Below are 18,256 nucleotides of genomic sequence, written 5' to 3' on the forward strand. Positions count from 1 at the left end.
GAGATCATCGACGGCCGTTGTCGATGCCGGGCCCCGCCATTGGCGAGGATCCGCCAAACGGCGCCGGGGCCGGCGCCCCGGAGGGACACCGGCCCCGGCGAACGGGGTTGAGCGGGGATCAGCTGGTGAAGCGGAACACCCGGTCCTTGCCGGTCTTCTCGAAGGCCGAGGCGATGCCGTCCGCCACGTCCTGCGCGGTGATCGGCACCGACTGGCCGCCCTTCTTGAACTTCAGCTTGTCGAAGGAGGTGCCGTAGGCGGCGGCCAGCTTGTCCAGGTCCCACTTGGGCACCAGCTTGCCGGAGGCGTCCGGTACGAGGGTGAGCGCCTTGGCCGCGGTGGCCTTGCCGAACTCGAACTTCTTGACGGTGCCGACGTAGACCTGCACGTTGCCGGCCAGCACCTGCTTGCCGAGCGAGTCCGCGGCGGCCTGCAGCGCGTCCTGTCCGACCTTGGGCTGGGCGGCCGCCAGCGGCAGCGCCACGTCGCCGTCCGGGCGGCCGGCGGCGCGGTTGCGGTACGCCTGCTCGACCTGGGCGAGGGCCGAGGCGGAGTCCACCGCCTGCCCGGCCTTGCCCGGCACGACCTCGGGGCCGGCGTCGGTGAAGCGGACGTAGCCCTCCTGCAGGCCCTGGCCGGACTTGCCCGCCAGGTCGTCCAGCGCGGCCTTCAGCTTGGACTTGTCGATCCGCACCTGCGGCTCCACGGCCTTGCCGCCGCCCGCCAGCGAACCGATCACCTCGACCGGGTTCCAGCTGTGCTTGGTCAGCCCGTCCACGGTCGCGGTGGTGTCGAAGCTCAGGCCGGCGCTGGCCGGGTCCAGGTCCACCGCCTTGTCGCCGATCTTCAGCTTGAGCGGCTGCTGGCCGGTCTTCGCCACCGAGCCGTCCAGCGCGGTGACCGCCTGGTCGCGGGTGTCGCCGCCGATGTCGGTGCCGAGCACCGTGGTGCCCTTGGGGATGTCGGCCTGGTTGAGCATCAGGCCGGTGCCGTACGCGGCCGCGCCGGCGAACAGCAGGCCGCCGACCGCGTAGCCGGCCAGCTTGCCGGCCCTTCCGGACTTCTTCTTCGCCGGGGCGGCGGACGCCGGGGCCGCCGCCGGGGCGGCCTGGGTCTCGGCCGCGGCGGGCTCGGCGCCCTTCGGCGCGGCCGCCCGGGGCGAGCCCGGGAACGGCTGGGCCGGCTCCGGCGCGTCGGCGAAGCGGCCGCCGCCGGGCGGGCGGGCGGTGAACGGGTCGGCGGCCTGCGAGGCGGCGGGGCGCTGGAACGACTGGCCGGTGCCGAACGGGTCGGTGCCGAACGGGTCGGCCGCGGGCCGGGTGCCGAACGGATCGGCGGAGCCGGCGGCCGGGGGAGCGGACTCGAACGGGCGGCCGTTCGGTCCCCCGGGTATGCCGGGGCCCTGGCGGGGCTCGTCCTCGATCGGGTCGAAGCCGCCGATCTGGGTGTCCTCGGGCTCCTCGACCGGTGCCGGACGGGTGGCCCCGGCCGGACCCGGGCGCGTCGTCGCGAACGGGCCGGCATCCGCGGCGAACGGGTCGGCGCCCGGGGCGGGACGACCTGCGGCGAACGGATCGGCTCCTGGGGCGGGACGGCCCGCGGCGAACGGATCGGCCGCCGGGGACGGCGCGGCGGCGAACGGGTCGTGGAACGGCTCCCGGAACTGGTCCTGGTGCGGCGAGCCCGCGTACGGGTCGCCCGCCGGGCGCTCGACGCGGCCGCCCTGCCCCGGCCGGCCGGCCGGGGCCCCGGCCGCCGCCGGGGCGAACGGCGAGGCGGGCGCGCCGGTGGGCCGGGGTGCCGCGGGGCGGCGCGGCTCGCCCTGGGCGGCCGGCGCGGGTCGGCCCGGCGCCGGGGCCGCCGCCGGTGCGGGGCCGCCGGCCGGGGCGCCGGCGGGCACCTGCGCGGGTGCGGGCGCGGCGCTGCCGGCCTTCTGCCGGGGCTTGAACCACTCGCCGGTCGACTCCGCCTCGGAGGCGGCCGGCGCGGGCGCCGGCTCCTGCCACTCCGGCGGGAGGTTCGGCGGGGTGGTGGTCCGCGGGTTCGCGTCCATCACGCCGCGCACCGGGTCGTTGCCGCCGCGGTGCCGGGGCCCCTGGGGCTCGGCCGGCTCGGCGGCGGGCTTCTCGTCCTTCACCGGGCTGCGCACCACGACCGGCGGGATCGGCCGGGAGCCCGGGATGTTGATCCGCACCCGGGTGGTCAGCGTCGTCTCGGTCTTCGGGACGTCGTCCGGCTCCGCGGCCGGTTCGGCGCCGAAGCCAGCGGGCAGGCCGGTGCCGTACGGCGGGGTGCCCGACGGGTAGGCGTCGGGGCCGCTGCGACGAGGCGGCGGGAAGGCGCTGTCAGATTCGCGGCTGCTCAATGCTGCTCTGCTCCGGATTCGCGGCCGGGCCGGCGGGGGCCGGCGGCGGCTTTGTGCCAGCTGTTCTCGAGACTGCGGCCGACTCGCCGCAGCAACACCTTACTGGGCGGCAAAACCGGCCGGACGGCAACCTCGGTATCCGATATGCCCGGTTCGCCCGGTACGGGACTACGGTCGGCCGTTCCTGACTGCCTGTCGCGGCTCGGCCGGCGGAACGCCGAAGCCGAAACCGGACCGGGTCGGCAGCGTCGCGCACACCACCCCGGCCACCGCCCCCAGGAACAGGTACAGGTAGGAGGTCACGCTCGCCTCCAGGACCAGGTCGCCCTCCTGGCGCGGCGCCAGAAGCACCATCAGCACCACGAACCAGCCCGCCAGCGGCACCCCGGCACCCAGCTTCGTCCCGGTCGCCCGCAGCCCGGCGTAGAACAGCGCCGCGGTCGCCACCAGGGTCAGCAGCAGCCCGACCGGGGGCCACACAGTCTGCACAAAGGCTCCAAAGAGCGACACCAGGCCGCCCAGCAGGAAAAGCGCCGCGTACAGCGCGATCCGCACCCCGCGCGGCGGCAGCGGCTCCTTGAGGCGCTGCTCCCTGGTGCCCAGCACCCGGCTGACGACCTTCACCGTGCCACCCCCGCGAACAGGTCGGTCTCCGGACGGTCCGGTCCGGCCTCGCCGCGGACCAGCTGGTAGTACTCGGTGGCCAGCAGCGGCTGGCCCAGGCCGTTGCTGAGCGCGAAGAACGGGCCGTCCACGGTGACCTGGGTGGCGTGCGCCGCCATCGCCCGGGCCTTCGCCCCGGCGTACGCCGCGCCGTCCAGCACCGTGGTCACCAGCTCGTCGTCCACCACGCCCGGCACGTCGCCCGGCGCCGCGACCCCGGGGAACGGAGCCTTCGCCGCCACCTCCGCGAGGCCCCGCTCGATCACCGAGCGCGGCATCCGGTTCCAGTAGACCTTGGCGATCCGCCACGGCCCGCCGAGCTCCGGGCGGTACGCGGGGTCGGCGGCCAGCTCGTACGCGCGCATCGCCACCCGGTGCGCCTGGATGTGGTCCGGGTGCCCGTAGCCGCCGTCCTCGTCGTAGGTCACCAGCACCTGCGGGCGGACCTCGCGGACCACCGCGACCAGGTGCCCGGCCGCCTCGTCCACGTCCGCCCGCCAGAAGCAGCCCGGCACGTCGTTGTCCGCGACGCCCATCATCCCGGAGTCGCGGTAACGGCCGACCCCGCCCAGGAAGCGGTGGTCGGCGACGCCGAGCTCGCGCATCGCGGAGCCCAGCTCGCCGATCCGGTGTTCGCCGAGGGTGTCCTCCCGGTCCGCCGTCAGGTGCGCCAGCTCCGGCGGGATCACCTCGCCCCCCTCGCCGAGAGTGCAGGTCACCACGGTGACCCGCACTCCTTCGGCCGCGTAGCGCGCCATGGTGGCGCCGTTCCCGATCGACTCGTCGTCCGGATGGGCGTGCACCAGCAGCAGGCCGCGCGTGGACTGGGCAGAGACGGAAGTCATGCCCAGCAGCCTAGGGCCTGGCCGACCGTTCCCGCCGGGCGGTCGGCCAGGCCCCGGGCCTCCACCCGGCGGCTCAGAGTTTCAGGCCGTTGATCATGCCGGCGACGTTGGCGGTCACCTGCTGGATCGACGGGGCGATGGAACTGGACGCGAGATAGAAGCCGAGCAGTGCGCAGACGATCGCGTGCGTGAGCTTCAGGCCTGAGCGCCGGACCAGCACCCAGACGATGACGAGCATCAGCACCACTGCGGAGACGGACAAAGCCATTGCGGCTCACACCCTTCCTCGAGTGCGCCGCCCAGGGACGGGGCGACGTCGAAAGGTTGGTCAACAGATACCCGATCGGTGACCGTCGCATCACGTCGAGTGACCTCTCCTTGCGCCGAACGAGTGATCATCTTCAGCCCTGCCCCTAGGCTCTGCTGTCATGACCACCGAGCACCCTCAGGACACCTTCCCCCGGCAGTCGGCGCGGACCCTGCGCTACACCGTGGGCGCGCCCCGTTCGTTCGCCGTCGCACCGGACGGCTCCCGGGTCGTCTTCCTCCGCTCCCGGGGCGGCGGTGACCGGGCCAACCTGCTGTGGACCCTCGACCCGGCGACCGGGGTGGAACGGGTCGCGGCCGACCCGCACGCGCTGCTCGTCGGCGGCGAGGAGCACCTGTCGGCCGCCGAGCGGGCGCGCCGCGAGCGCAGCCGCGAGGGCTCGGCGGGCATCGTCGGCTACGCGCTGGACGGGGCGGGCGCGCAGGCCGCGTTCGCGCTCTCCGGCCGGCTCTTCCTGGCCGACCTGGTGGGCGGTCAGGTCCGCGAACTGCCGGCCGCCGGTCCGCTGCTGGACCCGCGCCCGGCCCCGGACGGCGCGCACGTCGCGTACGCCAACACCGCCGGCGAGCTGCGGATCAGCCGGACCGACGGGGCCGGTGACCGGGCGCTCGCCTCGCCGGAGGCGGACGGGGTGACCTGGGGTCAGGCCGAGTTCATCGCGCAGGAGGAGATGGACCGCGACCGCGGCTACTGGTGGGCGCCGGACGGGCGGTCGCTGCTCGCCGCCCGCGCCGACGACGCCCCGGTGCAGCGCTGGTACATCGCCGACCCGGCCAACCCGGGCACCGTGCCCGCCGAGGTCGCGTACCCGGCGGCCGGCACCGGCAACGCCGCCGTCACGCTCTGGCTGATCGGCCTGGACGGCTCGCGCACCGAGGTCCGCTGGGACGCCGACGCCTTCCCGTACCTGGCCCGGGTGCACTGGTCGGCGGGCGGCCCGCCGCTGCTACTGGCCCAGGCCCGCGACCAGCGCACCCAGCAGCTCCTGACGGTGGACACCGCGAGCGGCGCCACCACCGTGCTCGTCGAGGAGACCGACCCGGTCTGGCACGACCTGTTCCCCGGCGTCCCGGCCTGGACCCCGGACGGCCGGCTGGTGCGGATCAGCGACGAGGGCGGCGCCCGGCACCTGCGGATCGGCGACCGCGCGGTCACCGGAGCCGAGCTGCACGTGCGCGCCGTGCTCGCCGTCGGGGCGGACGAGGTGCTGTTCACCGCCTCCGCCGGCGCCGCCGACGAGGCCGCCGAGCCCGGCCGGACCGGCCTCTACCAGGCGGGCCCGGACGGCGTCCGCGAGCTCGGCCCCGAGGACGCCGGCACCGCGAGCGCGGTCCGCGGCGGCGCCACCACCGTCCTGCTCACCGCCTCCGCCGACCGGCCCGGCACCACCGCCCGGGTGCTGGTCGACGGCAAGCCGGTCGCCACCGTCGACTCGCACGCCGAGGTGCCGCTGCTCACCGCCCGGCCCGCGTTCACCTACGCCGGCGAGCGGCGGATCCCCTGCGCGGTGTTCCTGCCGACCGGGTACGACGCCGAGCGCGACGGCGCCCTGCCGGTGCTGATGGACCCCTACGGCGGGCCGCACGGGCAGCGCGTGGTGCAGGCGCACAACGCCCACCTGACCTCGCAGTGGTTCGCCGACCAGGGCTTCGCCGTGGTGGTCGCCGACGGCCGCGGCACCCCCGGACGCAGCCCCGCCTGGGAGAAGGCGATCGCCTTCGACTTCGCCGGCGCCACCCTGGACGACCAGGTGGACGCCCTGCGGGCGCTCGCCGAGCGGTACCCGCTCGACCTGCAGCGGGTGGCCGTCCGCGGCTGGTCGTACGGCGGCTACCTGGCGGCGCTCGCCGCGCTGCGCCGCCCGGACGTCTTCCACGCCGCCGTCTCCGGCGCCCCGGTCACCGACTGGCGGCTCTACGACACCCACTACACCGAGCGCTACCTGGGCCACCCCGAGCAGCGCCCCGAGGTGTACGACGCCAACTCGCTGATCGCGGACGCCCCGAAGCTCCGCCGGCCGCTGATGATCGTCCACGGCCTGGCCGACGACAACGTGGTCGCCGCGCACACCCTGCGGCTGTCCTCGGCGCTGCTCGCCGCCGGCCGCCCGCACACCGTCCTGCCGCTCAGCGGCGTCACCCACATGACCCCGCAGGAGCAGGTGGCCGAGAACCTGCTGCTGCTCCAGGTCGACTTCCTGAAGCAGGCCCTCGGCACGGCATGACATCTGTCATGCCGCAGACGCGACGGCGGGCACTGCCGGGCGACCCCCCGTTCCGGGGACTCTGAAGAGGTCGGAGAAGACGACTCTCGGAAGAGGAAACGATGAGTGCGGGAACGGGGGAGGTCGCGGCCTTCCGGAACGTCAGCAAGAGCTACGGCCGGGTCCGGGCCGTCGACGGCCTGGACCTGGTGCTGCGGCCCGGGGAGACGGTCGCGCTGCTCGGCCCGAACGGGGCCGGCAAGTCGAGCAGCCTGGACCTGCTGCTCGGCCTGCGCGAGCCCGACGACGGGACCGTCGAGCTGTTCGGCGGAGCGCCGCGGGCCGCGATCGAGGCCGGCCGGGTCGGCGCGATGCTGCAGAGCGGCGGCCTGATGAGCGACGTCAAGGTCCGCGAACTGGTGGCCTTCGCCTGCGCCGTCCACCCGCGCGGCCACCGCCCCGAGGAGGTGCTGGAGACCGCCGGCATCACCGAGCTCGCCGACCGCAAGGTGGACAAGCTCTCCGGCGGCCAGGAGCAGCGGGTGCGCTTCGCCCTCGCGGTGGCCGGCGCCAACGACCTGATCGTCCTCGACGAGCCCACCACCGGCATGGACGTCTCCGTCCGGCAGCGGTTCTGGGCCGCCATGCGGGCCCAGGCCGACGCGGGCCGGACGGTCCTCTTCGCCACCCACTACCTGGAGGAGGCGGATTCCGTCGCCGACCGGGTGCTGGTGCTGCACCGCGGCCGGCTGATCGCCGACGGCACCTCCGCCGAGATCAAGGCCAGGGCCGGCGCCCGCCGGATCAGCTTCGACCTCCACCCCGAGGACGGCCCGGTCGACGAGGGCCTGCTGCGCGCCCTGCCCGGCGTCGTCGGCCTGGACGTCACCGGCCGGCCCGACGCGGTGCGCACCGTCCGGATCCGCTCCGCCGACGCCGACGCGGACGTCGCCGCGCTCTACCGCGCCGGCCTGCAGCCGCGCGGCCTGGAGGTCACCGGACTCGGCCTGGAGCAGGCCTTCCTGACCATCACCGGCGAGCAGGACGCCGTCGAGACCCTCGAAACGGAGAGCGCGCGATGACCACCCTGATCCGGCTGGAGATCCTGCGCACCCTGCGCAACAAGCGGTACCTGATGTTCACGATCCTCTACCCGGCGCTGCTGTACGTGTTCTTCATCAGCGCCTACAGCGGCGGCAACGTGGCCGGCGGCATCCCGGCGAAGTCGTACTTCATGGTCTCGATGGCCACTTTCGGCGCGGTCGGCGCGGTGCTCACCGGCTCCGCGCAGCGGATCTCGCTGGAGCGCAAGAACGGCTGGACCCGCCAGCTGCGGCTGACCGCGCTGCCCGGGCGGGCGTACACCGTCGGCAAGATCGCCTCCTGCGCGGTGACCACCCTGCCCGCGATCCTGGTGGTCTTCGCGATCGGCGCGATCGAGGGCGTCAGCCTCTCGGCGGCCCAGTGGCTGGGGCTCGGCCTCGCGCTCTGGCTCGGCAGCTTCGTCTTCGCCGCGCTCGGCGTCGCCCTCGGGTACGCGGCGCAGCCCGACGCGGTGCAGCCGATGGTGATGATCGTCTACATGCTGATGGCGCTGTTCGGCGGCACCTGGTTCCCGGTGGACGACTCGCTGAAGGCCTTCGCCCGGTTCAACCCGGTGTACGAGTACAACCGGTTGGCCACCTTCGTGCAGCCCGGACACGCGCTGGACACCGCCGCGGTCGCCTTCCTGGCCGGCTTCCTCGCCCTGTTCGTCGCGGCCGCGGCCCACCTGTACCGCAAGGACGCGCGGCGGGCATGATGGCCCGCATGCTGAAGACCTTCCGGGCCCGTCGCCCCGCTGCCGCGGAGGAGGCGGGCCCGGACGCCCGCGGCTACGGCAACATCCCCGGCGCCGTGGTGGAGAACCGGCGCCAACTGCTGGTCAAGCTCTGCTGGATGTCGCTCTGGCTGGTCTACCTGGTCTACCCGGTCAAGGACCTGGCCGGTGGGAAGCACACCACCGCGGCCACGGTGGCGGGCGCGGTGGCCCTCGCGGTCTTCCTCACCGCCTACTTCTCGCTGGTGACGATCCGCTCCACCCGGGCCGACGGCTACCGCGGCAAGTACGTGCCGGTGGCGGTGATGTCCACCCTGGCGGTCACCACCACCTTCACCCTCGGCGAGTCCTGGCTCACCCTCTTCACGTACACCACCGTCTGCATGGCCATCGTGCTGCCGCCCCGGCGCAGCGTCCACGGCGTGCTGGCCGTCACCGCGCTCGCCCTCGGCATCGGCCTGCTGGTCGACGCCGACCGGGACACCGTCGGCGCGATCGCCCTGCCCTGCCTGCTCGGCGGACTCGCCATGACCGGCCTGCAGCGGCTGATCGCCACCATGCGCGAGCTGCGCGAGGCCCGCGCCGCCGTCGCCCACCTCGCCGCCTCCGAGGAGCGGCTGCGACTCGCCCGCGACCTGCACGACCTGCTCGGCCACTCGCTCTCGCTGATCACCATCAAGAGCGAGCTCGCCGGCCGCTTCCTGGACGCCGGGAAGACCGCCGAGGGGCGCGCGCAGGTCGCCGACATCGAGAGCGTCGCCCGGCAGTCCCTGATCGACGTCCGGGAGGCCGTCAGCGGCTTCCGCCGGCCCACCCTCGCCGTCGAGCTGGCCGCCGCGCGCACCGCGCTGACCACCACCGGGGTCCGGTTGGAGACCGACCCCGCGCTCGCCGACGGCCGCCCCGGGCTCGGCGGCGACGAGGCCGGCGCGCTGGCCTGGGCGCTGCGCGAGGCCGTCACCAACGTCGTCCGGCACGGCGCCGGCGCCACCCGGTGCACCGTCACCCTCGACGAGACCTGGGAGGACGACGGCACCCGCTGGGCCGTCCTGGACGTCACCGACAACGGGCGCGGCCCCGGCAAGTCCGCCCCCGGCAACGGGCTCTGTGGCCTGCGCGAACGGCTCGCCCAGGTCGGCGGCCGGCTGGAGACCGGCGCCGGCCCGCACGGCAGGGGCTTCAGCCTGCGCGCCCTCGTCCCGCTCCGCCCGGCCGCGACGGGCGGCTAGGCCGGGCGGGCGGGCCGGGGTGGGTGCGCCGGGTGGGTAGGCTGCGCTGCCATGACCCCCGCATCCCCTGAACTGGCCTCGCTGCGCGCCGAGATCGACGGCCTGGACGAGCGGATCGTCGCCCTGCTCGCCGAGCGGATCGCCGTCGTCCACCGGGTCGCCCGGCACAAGACCGACGAGACCGCCGTCCGCGCCCCCGACCGCGTCCAGCAGGTCGTGGACAGGGTCCGCGCGCTCGCCGACGGCCACGGCATCCCCGCCGACCTGGTCGAGAAGGTCTACCGGCTGCTGATCGCCGAGCTGACCGAACTGGAGCTCGACGCCTTCGGCCGCCCGTAGGCTGACGGCATGACAGACGAGGCGCGTTCGGTGAGGGTCCTGCTGGCCGAGGACCAGGGAATGGTGCGCGAGGCGCTCGCCGCCCTGCTCGGCCTCGAACCGGACATCGACGTGGTCGCCCAGGTCCCGCGCGGCGACCAGGTCGTCGACGCCGCCGTCGAGCACGACGTGGACGTCGCCGTGCTCGACATCGAGATGCCCGGCATGACCGGCATCGACGCCGCCGCCGAACTGCGCCGCCGCCGGCCCGGCACCAAGATCGTCATCGCCACCACCTTCGGCCGGCCCGGCTACCTGCGCCGCGCCATGGAGTCCGGCGCCGACGCCTTCCTGGTCAAGGACGCCCCGGCCGGCGAACTCGCCGAGGCCATCCGCCGGGTGCTGCGCGGCGAGCGGGTCATCGACCCGACGCTCGCCGCCGCCGCGCTCGCCGAGGGCGCCAACCCGCTCACCGGCCGCGAGCTCGACGTGCTCGCCGCCGCCGCCGACGGCTCGGTCAACGCCGACATCGCCCGCCGGCTGCACCTGTCGGAGGGCACCGTCCGCAACTACCTGTCGATGGCGATCCAGAAGACCGGCGCCCGCAACCGCGCCGAGGCCGTCCGGGTCGCCAGGGAGAAGGGCTGGCTGTAGCGGAGGGCCGGCCGTGGCGGAGGGCCGGCCCCCGGCCCCTCAGTTCAGCCGGTGGCGGGCGGCCCGCGCCTCGTGCCGGACCTTGGCCGCCGCCTCCGGGTTGAACGCGTCGAGGATCTCCGCGTAGGCCTCCATCTCGGCCGCGCCGCCCAGGAAGTCGCCGGTCTTCACCAGCAGCTCGGCCCGCTCCAGCCGCAGTTGCGCCGGATGCCGGGGCAGCAGCAGCCCGAGCTCCGCCGCCCAGAGCTGGGTCCGGGCGTGCTCCGGGCGGTCCGCCGCCCAGCTCCGGATGTTCCCGAGCACCCGCAGCACGATGTCCAGCGGCTGCGCCGGGGTGAGCAGTTCGGGCGAGTACCGGTGGCCCGCCGCGATCACCAGGCGCTCCACGTCCGGCAGGTCGAGCAGCCGCCCGCCGTGGAACGGATCCGCCAGCACGTACTCCTCGCCGCCGGCGGGCCCGCCGACCGCGACGATGAAGTGCCCCGGCAGCGCGATCCCGTGCACGGTCAGCCCGGCCCGCGACGCCACCGCGCTCCACACCAGCGACAGCATGATGGGCAGCCCGCGCCGCCGCCGCAGGACCTCCGGCAGCAGCGAGGACTCCAGCCGCCGGTAGTCCGACTGCTGCCCGTGGAAGCGTTCCCGCCCGCCGAGCACCGCCGCCAGCAGCGCGGCCGTCTCCTCCGGCCCGGACGGCCGCCGCTCGGCCACCGCCTGCCGGATCGCGGCGGCATGCCGGTCCAGCGCCGCCTGGCAGGCGGAGAGCAAGGCCTGCAGGGTCGGCCTCTCCCCGGTGTCGCCCGGGTCGGCGCCCAGGTCGCCGAGGGTGTGCTCGGCGGCCGCGAGCACACACAACAGCACCGGGTCGGGATGCTCGGCGCGGGCCTCGGCCCGGAAGCGGGATCTGCTCTGCTCGGTCACAGCAGCCTTCGGTTCAGCAGCCTTCGGTACGGAAGAGGTGGGGCGACGCGCGAGGGCTACGGAAGACGCGCGTAGTGGTAAGTGTGACTGGTCGCGAAGCCCAGTCCGTCATACAGCGCGATCGCCCCCGCGTTCTCCGCCTCCACCTGCAGGCACGCGGCACCCGCCCCCTCCTCGGCCGCCCGGGCCGCGAGCACCGCCATCACTGTGGTCGCCAGACCCGTCCGGCGGGCGTTCGGGGCGACCTCGATCGCGCCGAAGCACGCCCACGCGCCGTCCACCGCCAGCCGGCCGATCGCCAGCGGCGCGCCGCCGTCCGGCCCCGGCACGGTGGCGAACCAGACCGAGGGGCCGCCGTGGATCACCTGACGGGCCGCCTCCTCCACCGCCGGGTCGGCGGTCACCCGCCGGTACAGCGACATCCACCGCGGCCCGGCGGTGCGCGACAGCCGCACCCTCTCGTGGCCGCGGCCGAGCTTCGCCAGCGGCGCGAGCGGTGCGGTGCGCACCAGGGTCGGGGCGTACGCCGCGCCGATCCGGTCGAGCTCGGCGGCGAGGTCCGGCGGCGAGCCCGGGGTGATCACCTCGACGTACCCGGGCAGGCCGCGGGCCGCGTACCAGCCGCGCACCCGGTCCAGCGCCTCGCCCAGCGGCAGGCCAGGATCGCCCAGCGCCTGCACCGAGTTGGCCCGCCGGGTGAAGCCGGCCGCGGCCCGCAGCGTCCACTCGCCGAGCGGCTCGTTCTCCACCGCCGGCCAGGAGCGGGCGGCGATCCGCTGCAGCTCCAGCGGGGTCGCGGACGGGGGCCGCACCCGACGGGCCGGGAAGAGCGGCACGGTCTTGCCCGCGACCAGCCGGTCGGCCGGGAAGGTGACCGACTCGCCGCTGCGGGGCACCACCGAGATGCCATGATCGTCCCAGGACTCGAGAACGCCGATCAGATCGCGGAACACCGGCCGGTCGCCGACGAACTCCGAGACACGCCGGACGGACACCCGTCGTCCCACGTCAGACCGGTCTATCCGGACCTCGGGACGGCCCTCCACCGGCGTTCCACTCGGGCTCATCGGCACCTCCTGTGCATTTGCGGTCTCCGACCCGCGATACTAGGGGCGGGCATCGACGACGCCGCGCTCAATTGCGCGACCGAGTAAACAGTAGGGCGGCAGCCCTTCCGAGGAGGAACGACAGCGTGACCTACGTCATCGCGCAGCCTTGTGTCGACGTCAAGGACAAGGCGTGCATCGAAGAGTGCCCGGTCGACTGCATCTACGAGGGCGAGCGCTCTCTGTACATCCACCCGGATGAGTGCGTCGACTGCGGTGCGTGCGAGCCGGTCTGCCCGGTCGAGGCCATCTTCTACGAGGACGACACCCCGGAGGAGTGGAAGGACTACTACAAGGCGAACGTCGAGTTCTTCGACGACCTCGGTTCGCCCGGTGGCGCTTCCAAGCTGGGCCTGATCGAGCGGGACCACCCGTTCATCGCGGCCCTTCCGCCGCAGAACACCGACCACTGATCGGTGGCATCCGAGCTGTGAGCACCAAGAACAGCACGTCCGCGCCGTTCCCGGGACACCCGGGGGCGGCGCGCCGCGTATCCGACCGCCTTCCGGTCTTCCCCTGGGACAAGCTGGAGCCGTACAAGGCGACCGCGCTCGCCCACCCCGGCGGCCTGTGCGACTTCTCCGTCGGCACCCCGGTCGACCCGGTGCCGGACGTCATCCAGAAGGCCCTCGCCGACGCCGGTGACGCCCCCGGCTACCCGACCGTCTGGGGCACCGCGGAGCTCCGCGGCGCCGTCTCCGGGTGGCTGCGGCGGCGCGTCGGCGCGGAGATCGGCCCCGAGGCGGTGCTCCCCACCGTCGGCTCCAAGGAGCTGGTCGCCTGGCTGCCCGGGCAGCTCGGCCTCGGCCCCGGCGACCAGGTCGCCTACCCGCGGCTCGCCTACCCCACGTACGAGGTCGGCGCGCTGCTCTGCGGCGCCGAGCCGGTCGCGTACGACAGCGTCGACGAGCTCGACGGCTCGCGGGTGCGGCTGCTGTGGCTGAACTCGCCGTCCAACCCGACCGGGCGGGTGCTCGGCGCGGAGGAACTGCGCGCCGCCGTCGCCTGGGCCCGGGAGCACCGGGTGCTGCTGGTCAGCGACGAGTGCTACCTGGAACTGGGCTGGGACGCCGAGCCCGTCTCGGTGCTGCACCCGTCCGTCTGCGGGGAGCAGGGGCACGAGGGGCTGCTCGCGGTCCACTCGCTCTCCAAGCGCTCCAACCTGGCGGGCTACCGCGCCTCGTTCGTCGCCGGCGACCCGGTGGTGGTGCGGGAGCTGCTGGAGATCCGGAAGCACGGCGGCATGATCGTGCCGGCGCCGGTGCAGGCCGCGACGATCGCGGCGCTCGGCGACGACGCGCACGTGGTCGAGCAGCGGGAGCGGTACGCGGCGCGGCGGGCCGCGCTGCGGGCCGCCCTGGAGGCGTACGGCTTCCGGATCGAGCACTCCGAGGCCAGCCTGTACCTGTGGGCGACCCAGGACCGGCCGTGCTGGGAGACCGTCGCCGAACTCGCGGAGCTGGGCATCCTGGTGGCGCCCGGCGACTTCTACGGGCCGGCGGGGGAGCGCTTCGTCCGCGTGGCGTTCACCGCGACGGACGAGCGGGTCGCCGCCGCGGTGGCGCGCCTGCGGGGATAGCGCAAGCACGACAGGGGCGCGAGGAACTGCGCGACCGGCCATGCACTCGGTAGAGCGATGGTCGGCGGCGCAGTTCCTCGCGCCCCTTCACGTGGTCGGCGTCAAGCGCTGGTGCGAGCGGGAGCGGGGTTGGCGTCGCTCACGCGGCGGAGCCGCAGATCGGACAGAGCCCCGAGCCCCTGTCGGTGAGCCTCTGCCGGTGAGCCCCTGGTGGGGCCTTCTCAGCCGCCGAGGAGCGGGAGGCCGCCGCCCAGCAGGCCGCCGACCGGGCCGAGGGCGCCGGTGGCGCCGCCGAGCGGGCTGCTGCCGCCGCCGAGGCCCGGCATGGAGCCGAGGCGGTTCGCGGACTCGTGCTCCGCCAGGCCGCTGAGCGCCGAGCCGCCCGGCAGGCTCTGCGCGACGCCGGTCACCGGCGCGAGCGCGCCGGCCGCCGGCAGGCTCTGGGTCAGGCTGCTGGTCGGCAGGCCCTTGGAGACGGTGCCGAGCGGGCTGGCGGTGGCGGTGCGGGCGGCCGGGACGACCTTGTCGGTGACGGCCGGGCCGACCTTGTCCTGGACGGCGGGGGCGGCCCGCTCGGTGAGCGTGCCGAGCTGGTCGGTGAGGACGGAGGCCTTGCCGACCGGGCCGAGCTCGCCGAGCGCGTCGTCGGTGTCCGGCAGGGTGCTGGCCAGGGTGTTGCCGGCGGCGTCGCCCGCGGCGGGGCCGCCGGCGGCGAGGGTGGCGGAGCCGGTGGTGCCGACCACCTGACCGATCTCGTGGGTCGCCCCCTGCACCGTCGAGCCCGAGTTCGGCACGTCGGCCAGCTTGGTCACACCGGCGCCGAGGTCGGTCGGCGGCACCACCTCGGTGGCGGAGGCGGACCCGGCTGCGGCGAAGGGCGCCGCGCTCGCGGCGACGACCAGCGCGGCCTGGGCGATCCGACGCGTGAGGGGGAGGGACATGGTGCTCCTAAGAGGTGAGGTGAACGGTCCGCCGGGCGGACTCGTTGCTTACCGCTAGGGGAGCGAGAAGGTTTCGGCCGGTCAAGGTAAAGCAACCCCCAAGCAGGGGCCGCGGGAAGGCGCCGAGGGAACGTCACTTCCCTTGTGTCACAAGCGAAGTGGCCGCGAAACCCGAGGTCAAGCGCGGTTGACCGGAATCACCCGGAGAGCGGCAACCCGCTCACCAGTCCGTCAACCGGGTGCACCGTCACTTCTTGGCGGGGGCGCCCAGGGTCACCGTCACGCGGTCGGCCGGGGCGCCGGAGGGCTGCGCCTTCCAGCCGTCCGCGGGCTTGTCGACCCGCCACACCTTGCCGTCGAACGCGACCGCGCCGACGCCGAGCTCGACGGCGTGCGCGACGGTCCACTGGGCGGCCGCCCAGCCGACCTGGCGGGCGGCGCCGGGGCCGGAGTCGGCGCTCGCGGTGGCCTGCGGGGTGAGCACCAGCACCTTGCGCGGGTCCTTCGCGGCCGGCGTTCCCGGCGCGACGGTGACGACCTTGCCGAACTCGCGGCGGATCCGCTCGCCCAGGTCGGTGGGCTGCTGCCCCGGCGCGGGGGAGGGGTCGGGGGCGGGCTGCGCCAGGTCGTGCACCACGCAGCTGAGAGCGGCCGGCTCGCGCCCGGTCAGCGCGGAGGAGACCAGCGTCGCGTTGGTCTCGTGCTTGGCGTACGCCTGCGGGTAGCCGGACTTCTGCACCTGCTGGGCGGCGTCGGTGAGCGGCATCCGCGCGTACCCGGGCACCTTCACCAGGCCGTCCAGGAACTTGTTGGTGGCGTACACCGGGTCCTTGATCTGGTCGGCGGTGCCCCAGCCCTGCGAGGGCCGCTGCTGGAACAGGCCGATGGAGTCGCGGTCGCCGCCCTCCAGGTTGTGGATCTTGGACTCCTGCATCGCGGTGGCCAGCGCGATGGTCACCGCGCGCTCCGGCAGACCGCGGGACATCGCCACGGCGGTGATGGTGGCCGCGTTGGAGGCGGCCGACAGGTCCAGCGTGCCCGAACCGGCGGCCGTCGCGACCGTGCACCCCTCCGGCGGCAGCGTCAGGTGCTCGCGGTTCAGGTACAGCACCAGGCCGCCGACCACGGACAGTGCCACCAGGCCCACCGCGATCCGGCCCCACGGCCGCCGCCCGCGCCCGGCCTGCCCGCCGTCCGTGCCCTCGGCGTGCTCGGTCACCTGCGGCTCCTCTCGCTCCGGTCCCGCCGTTCGCGGACACCGTAACCGGTCGGACGGTTGTACGGCCGCCATCGGTTGCGACCGTTACGGAGAGTGAACCGTTCCGGTACAGTTGCCGACCATGAGCAGCCCTGACACGCCCCTCGACCTGACCATCGACGGCGGAGCGCTGACCGCCCGGCTCGTCGACTTCCCCTCCGTCAGCGGGAACGAGAAGGCCCTCGCCGACGCCGTCGAGAACGCGCTGCGGGCCTACCCCCACCTCACCGTCGACCGGCACGGCAACAACATCGTCGCCCGCACCCAGCTGGGCCGGGCCGAGCGCGTGGTGCTGGCCGGCCACCTCGACACCGTGCCGATCGCCGGCAACGTGCCCTCCCGGGTCGACGGCGACCTGCTCTGGGGCTGCGGCACCTCGGACATGAAGTCAGGCGTCGCCGTGCAGCTGCGCCTCGCCGCCACCCTGCCCGAGCCCAACCGCGACCTCACCTTCGTCTTCTACGACTGCGAGGAGGTCGAGGCGTTCCGCAACGGCCTCGGCGTGCTCGTCCAGGCCCACCCGGAGTGGCTGGCCGCCGACTTCGCGGTGCTGATGGAGCCCAGCGGCGGTGTGGTCGAGGGCGGCTGCCAGGGCAGCCTGCGCTGCGACATCGTGCTGCGCGGCACCCGCGCGCACTCCGCCCGCAGCTGGCTCGGCGACAACGCCATCCACAAGGCGGCCGAACTGCTGCGCCGGCTCTCGGTGTACGAGCCCCGCCGGGTGGTCATCGACGGCCTGGAGTACCGCGAGGGCATGAACGCCACCCGGATCGAGGGCGGCGTGGCCGGCAACGTCATCCCGGACGAGTGCCGGGTGCACGTGAACTTCCGGTACGCCCCCGACCGCACCGTGGAGGAGGCGGAGGCCCACCTGCGCTCCGTCTTCGAGGGCTACGACCTGGACCTGGTCGACGTCTCCCCGGGCGCCCTGCCGGGCCTCTCCCAGCCCGCCGCCCGGGACTTCGTCGCGGCGATCGGCGGCGAGCCCCGGGCCAAGTTCGGCTGGACCGACGTGGCCCGGTTCAGCGCGCTCGGCGTGCCCGCGGTCAACTACGGCCCGGGCGACCCCAACCTCGCCCACAAGGTCGACGAGCACGTCTCGCTGACCGCCATCGCCGAGGCCGAGGAGCGCCTGCGCGCCTGGCTGAGCTGAAAGCCGGCCGTTGCCCGGTGTTCCCCGGAATGTCGGGCGGCCGGGCGTAGGGTTTCGTCATGACAGCCACCGGAGATGACAAGCACTACGGGCACGGACCCGAGGAAGCCGCCGCGCCCGAACGCAAGAAGCCCTGGCCCGAGAAGCAGAAGGGTCCGGTGCTGCTGCGCCGCGACCAGGTCGGCACCAGCACCACCGACCAGCGCCTGCTGGACACCACCGGCCCCACCGACTGGCTGCACACCGACCCCTGGCGGGTCTGGCGGATCACCTCGGAGTTCGTCGAGGGCTTCGGCGCCCTCGCCGAACTCCCGGCCGCCATCAGCGTGTTCGGCTCCGCCCGGACGCCGGTCGACTCGCCCGAGTACGCCGCGGGCGTGGCCATCGGCCGGGCCCTCGCCGAGGCCGGGTACGCCGTCATCACCGGCGGCGGCCCCGGCGCGATGGAGGCCGCCAACCGCGGCGCCTCGGACGCCGGCGGGCTGTCCGTCGGCCTCGGCATCGAGCTGCCCTTCGAGCAGGGCCTCAACGAGTTCGTCGACCTCGGGCTCAACTTCCGCTACTTCTTCGTCCGCAAGACGATGTTCGTGAAGTACGCGCAGGGCTTCGTGGTGCTGCCCGGCGGGCTCGGCACCCTGGACGAGCTCTTCGAGGCGCTCACCCTCGTGCAGACCAAGAAGGTCACCCGCTTCCCGGTGATCCTCTTCGGCAGCTCCTACTGGGGCGGCCTGGTCGAGTGGCTGAAGAACACCCTGGTCGCCGAGGGCAAGGCCGCCCCGAAGGACCTCGAACTGTTCCACGTCACCGACGACGTGGACGACGTGCTGAAGATCCTCGAGGACAGCCGCCGCCCCGCCGGCACCGAGATCTGAGC

General features: G+C 74.5%; 18 protein-coding genes. 10 read left to right on the forward strand and 8 right to left on the reverse strand.

Features of this window, described 5'->3' with window-relative positions; translation table 11 throughout:
* Window positions 1-118: 118 nt before the first annotated feature.
* The 4 genes from ABEB06_RS23220 to ABEB06_RS23235 form a co-directional block, all read right to left on the reverse strand.
* Window positions 119-2,365: a peptidoglycan binding domain-containing protein gene (locus ABEB06_RS23220; RefSeq protein ID WP_345698815.1), complete on the reverse strand. Its 2,247-nt coding sequence runs from the start codon at window positions 2,363-2,365 to the stop codon at window positions 119-121.
* 168 nt (window positions 2,366-2,533) lie between these two features.
* Window positions 2,534-2,989 (reverse strand): DUF6113 family protein, encoded by a 456-nt coding sequence (locus ABEB06_RS23225; RefSeq protein WP_345698816.1) that lies wholly within the window; start codon window positions 2,987-2,989, stop codon window positions 2,534-2,536.
* Window positions 2,986-3,873, reverse strand: coding sequence for an N-acetyl-1-D-myo-inositol-2-amino-2-deoxy-alpha-D-glucopyranoside deacetylase (gene mshB / locus ABEB06_RS23230; RefSeq protein ID WP_345698817.1), 888 nt, complete (start codon window positions 3,871-3,873; stop codon window positions 2,986-2,988). Before mshB ends, ABEB06_RS23225 begins: the two co-directional genes overlap by 4 nt.
* 73 nt (window positions 3,874-3,946) lie before the next feature.
* Window positions 3,947-4,141 (reverse strand): DUF2304 domain-containing protein, encoded by a 195-nt coding sequence (locus ABEB06_RS23235; RefSeq protein ID WP_345698818.1) that lies wholly within the window; start codon window positions 4,139-4,141, stop codon window positions 3,947-3,949.
* Between the two features lie 160 nt (window positions 4,142-4,301).
* Between ABEB06_RS23235 and ABEB06_RS23240 the strand changes: the two genes are divergently transcribed.
* From ABEB06_RS23240 to ABEB06_RS23265, 6 genes are all read left to right on the forward strand, one after another.
* Entirely contained in the window at window positions 4,302-6,425 is a 2,124-nt protein-coding gene (locus tag ABEB06_RS23240) for a S9 family peptidase (protein WP_345698819.1), read from the forward strand.
* Between the two features lie 101 nt (window positions 6,426-6,526).
* Entirely contained in the window at window positions 6,527-7,486 is a 960-nt protein-coding gene (locus ABEB06_RS23245) for an ABC transporter ATP-binding protein (protein WP_345698820.1), read from the forward strand.
* Window positions 7,483-8,205, forward strand: a complete 723-nt coding sequence (locus tag ABEB06_RS23250) for an ABC transporter permease (protein WP_345698821.1) — start codon at window positions 7,483-7,485, stop codon at window positions 8,203-8,205. Before ABEB06_RS23245 ends, ABEB06_RS23250 begins: the two co-directional genes overlap by 4 nt.
* A gap of 8 nt (window positions 8,206-8,213) precedes the next feature.
* Window positions 8,214-9,452, forward strand: a complete 1,239-nt coding sequence (locus ABEB06_RS23255) for a sensor histidine kinase (protein ID WP_345698822.1) — start codon at window positions 8,214-8,216, stop codon at window positions 9,450-9,452.
* A 51-nt stretch (window positions 9,453-9,503) separates the two neighbouring features.
* Window positions 9,504-9,791: a chorismate mutase gene (locus ABEB06_RS23260; protein ID WP_345698823.1), complete on the forward strand. Its 288-nt coding sequence runs from the start codon at window positions 9,504-9,506 to the stop codon at window positions 9,789-9,791.
* A gap of 9 nt (window positions 9,792-9,800) precedes the next feature.
* A complete protein-coding gene (locus ABEB06_RS23265) occupies window positions 9,801-10,424 on the forward strand; it encodes a response regulator (RefSeq protein WP_345698824.1) in 624 nt (207 codons plus the stop codon).
* 39 nt (window positions 10,425-10,463) lie between these two features.
* Here the strand turns inward: ABEB06_RS23265 and ABEB06_RS23270 are convergent, their stop codons facing one another.
* Together ABEB06_RS23270 and ABEB06_RS23275 are read right to left on the reverse strand one after the other, a co-directional pair.
* The gene (locus tag ABEB06_RS23270; protein ID WP_345698825.1) at window positions 10,464-11,345 is read right to left on the reverse strand and encodes a transglutaminase family protein; all 882 of its coding nucleotides are present in this window, start codon (window positions 11,343-11,345) and stop codon (window positions 10,464-10,466) included.
* 56 nt (window positions 11,346-11,401) lie between these two features.
* Window positions 11,402-12,412 (reverse strand): GNAT family N-acetyltransferase, encoded by a 1,011-nt coding sequence (locus tag ABEB06_RS23275; RefSeq protein ID WP_425559679.1) that lies wholly within the window; start codon window positions 12,410-12,412, stop codon window positions 11,402-11,404.
* Between the two features lie 125 nt (window positions 12,413-12,537).
* Here ABEB06_RS23275 and fdxA point away from each other — a divergent pair, with 125 nt between their 5' ends.
* Window positions 12,538-12,864, forward strand: coding sequence for a ferredoxin (fdxA, locus tag ABEB06_RS23280; protein WP_191289380.1), 327 nt, complete (start codon window positions 12,538-12,540; stop codon window positions 12,862-12,864).
* Between the two features lie 17 nt (window positions 12,865-12,881).
* Complete coding sequence (gene dapC / locus ABEB06_RS23285) at window positions 12,882-14,030, forward strand: succinyldiaminopimelate transaminase (RefSeq protein WP_345698827.1); 1,149 nt, start codon at window positions 12,882-12,884, stop codon at window positions 14,028-14,030.
* Between the two features lie 221 nt (window positions 14,031-14,251).
* On the opposite strand, the gene ABEB06_RS39405 is transcribed toward dapC, so the two are convergent.
* Both ABEB06_RS39405 and ABEB06_RS23295 read right to left on the reverse strand, forming a co-directional pair.
* Window positions 14,252-14,971: a hypothetical protein gene (locus ABEB06_RS39405; protein WP_425559680.1), complete on the reverse strand. Its 720-nt coding sequence runs from the start codon at window positions 14,969-14,971 to the stop codon at window positions 14,252-14,254.
* 247 nt (window positions 14,972-15,218) lie between these two features.
* Window positions 15,219-16,190: a VldE C-terminal domain-containing protein gene (locus ABEB06_RS23295; RefSeq protein ID WP_345698828.1), complete on the reverse strand. Its 972-nt coding sequence runs from the start codon at window positions 16,188-16,190 to the stop codon at window positions 15,219-15,221.
* A 121-nt stretch (window positions 16,191-16,311) separates the two neighbouring features.
* On the opposite strand from ABEB06_RS23295, the gene dapE reads away from it, so the two are divergent.
* Together dapE and ABEB06_RS23305 are read left to right on the forward strand one after the other, a co-directional pair.
* Complete coding sequence (gene dapE / locus ABEB06_RS23300) at window positions 16,312-17,382, forward strand: succinyl-diaminopimelate desuccinylase (protein WP_345698829.1); 1,071 nt, start codon at window positions 16,312-16,314, stop codon at window positions 17,380-17,382.
* A gap of 59 nt (window positions 17,383-17,441) precedes the next feature.
* Window positions 17,442-18,254: an LOG family protein gene (locus ABEB06_RS23305; protein WP_345698830.1), complete on the forward strand. Its 813-nt coding sequence runs from the start codon at window positions 17,442-17,444 to the stop codon at window positions 18,252-18,254.
* The last annotated feature ends 2 nt before the right edge of the window (window positions 18,255-18,256 follow it).

Source organism: Kitasatospora terrestris, from assembly GCF_039542905.1.
Taxonomy (GTDB): domain Bacteria; phylum Actinomycetota; class Actinomycetes; order Streptomycetales; family Streptomycetaceae; genus Kitasatospora; species Kitasatospora terrestris.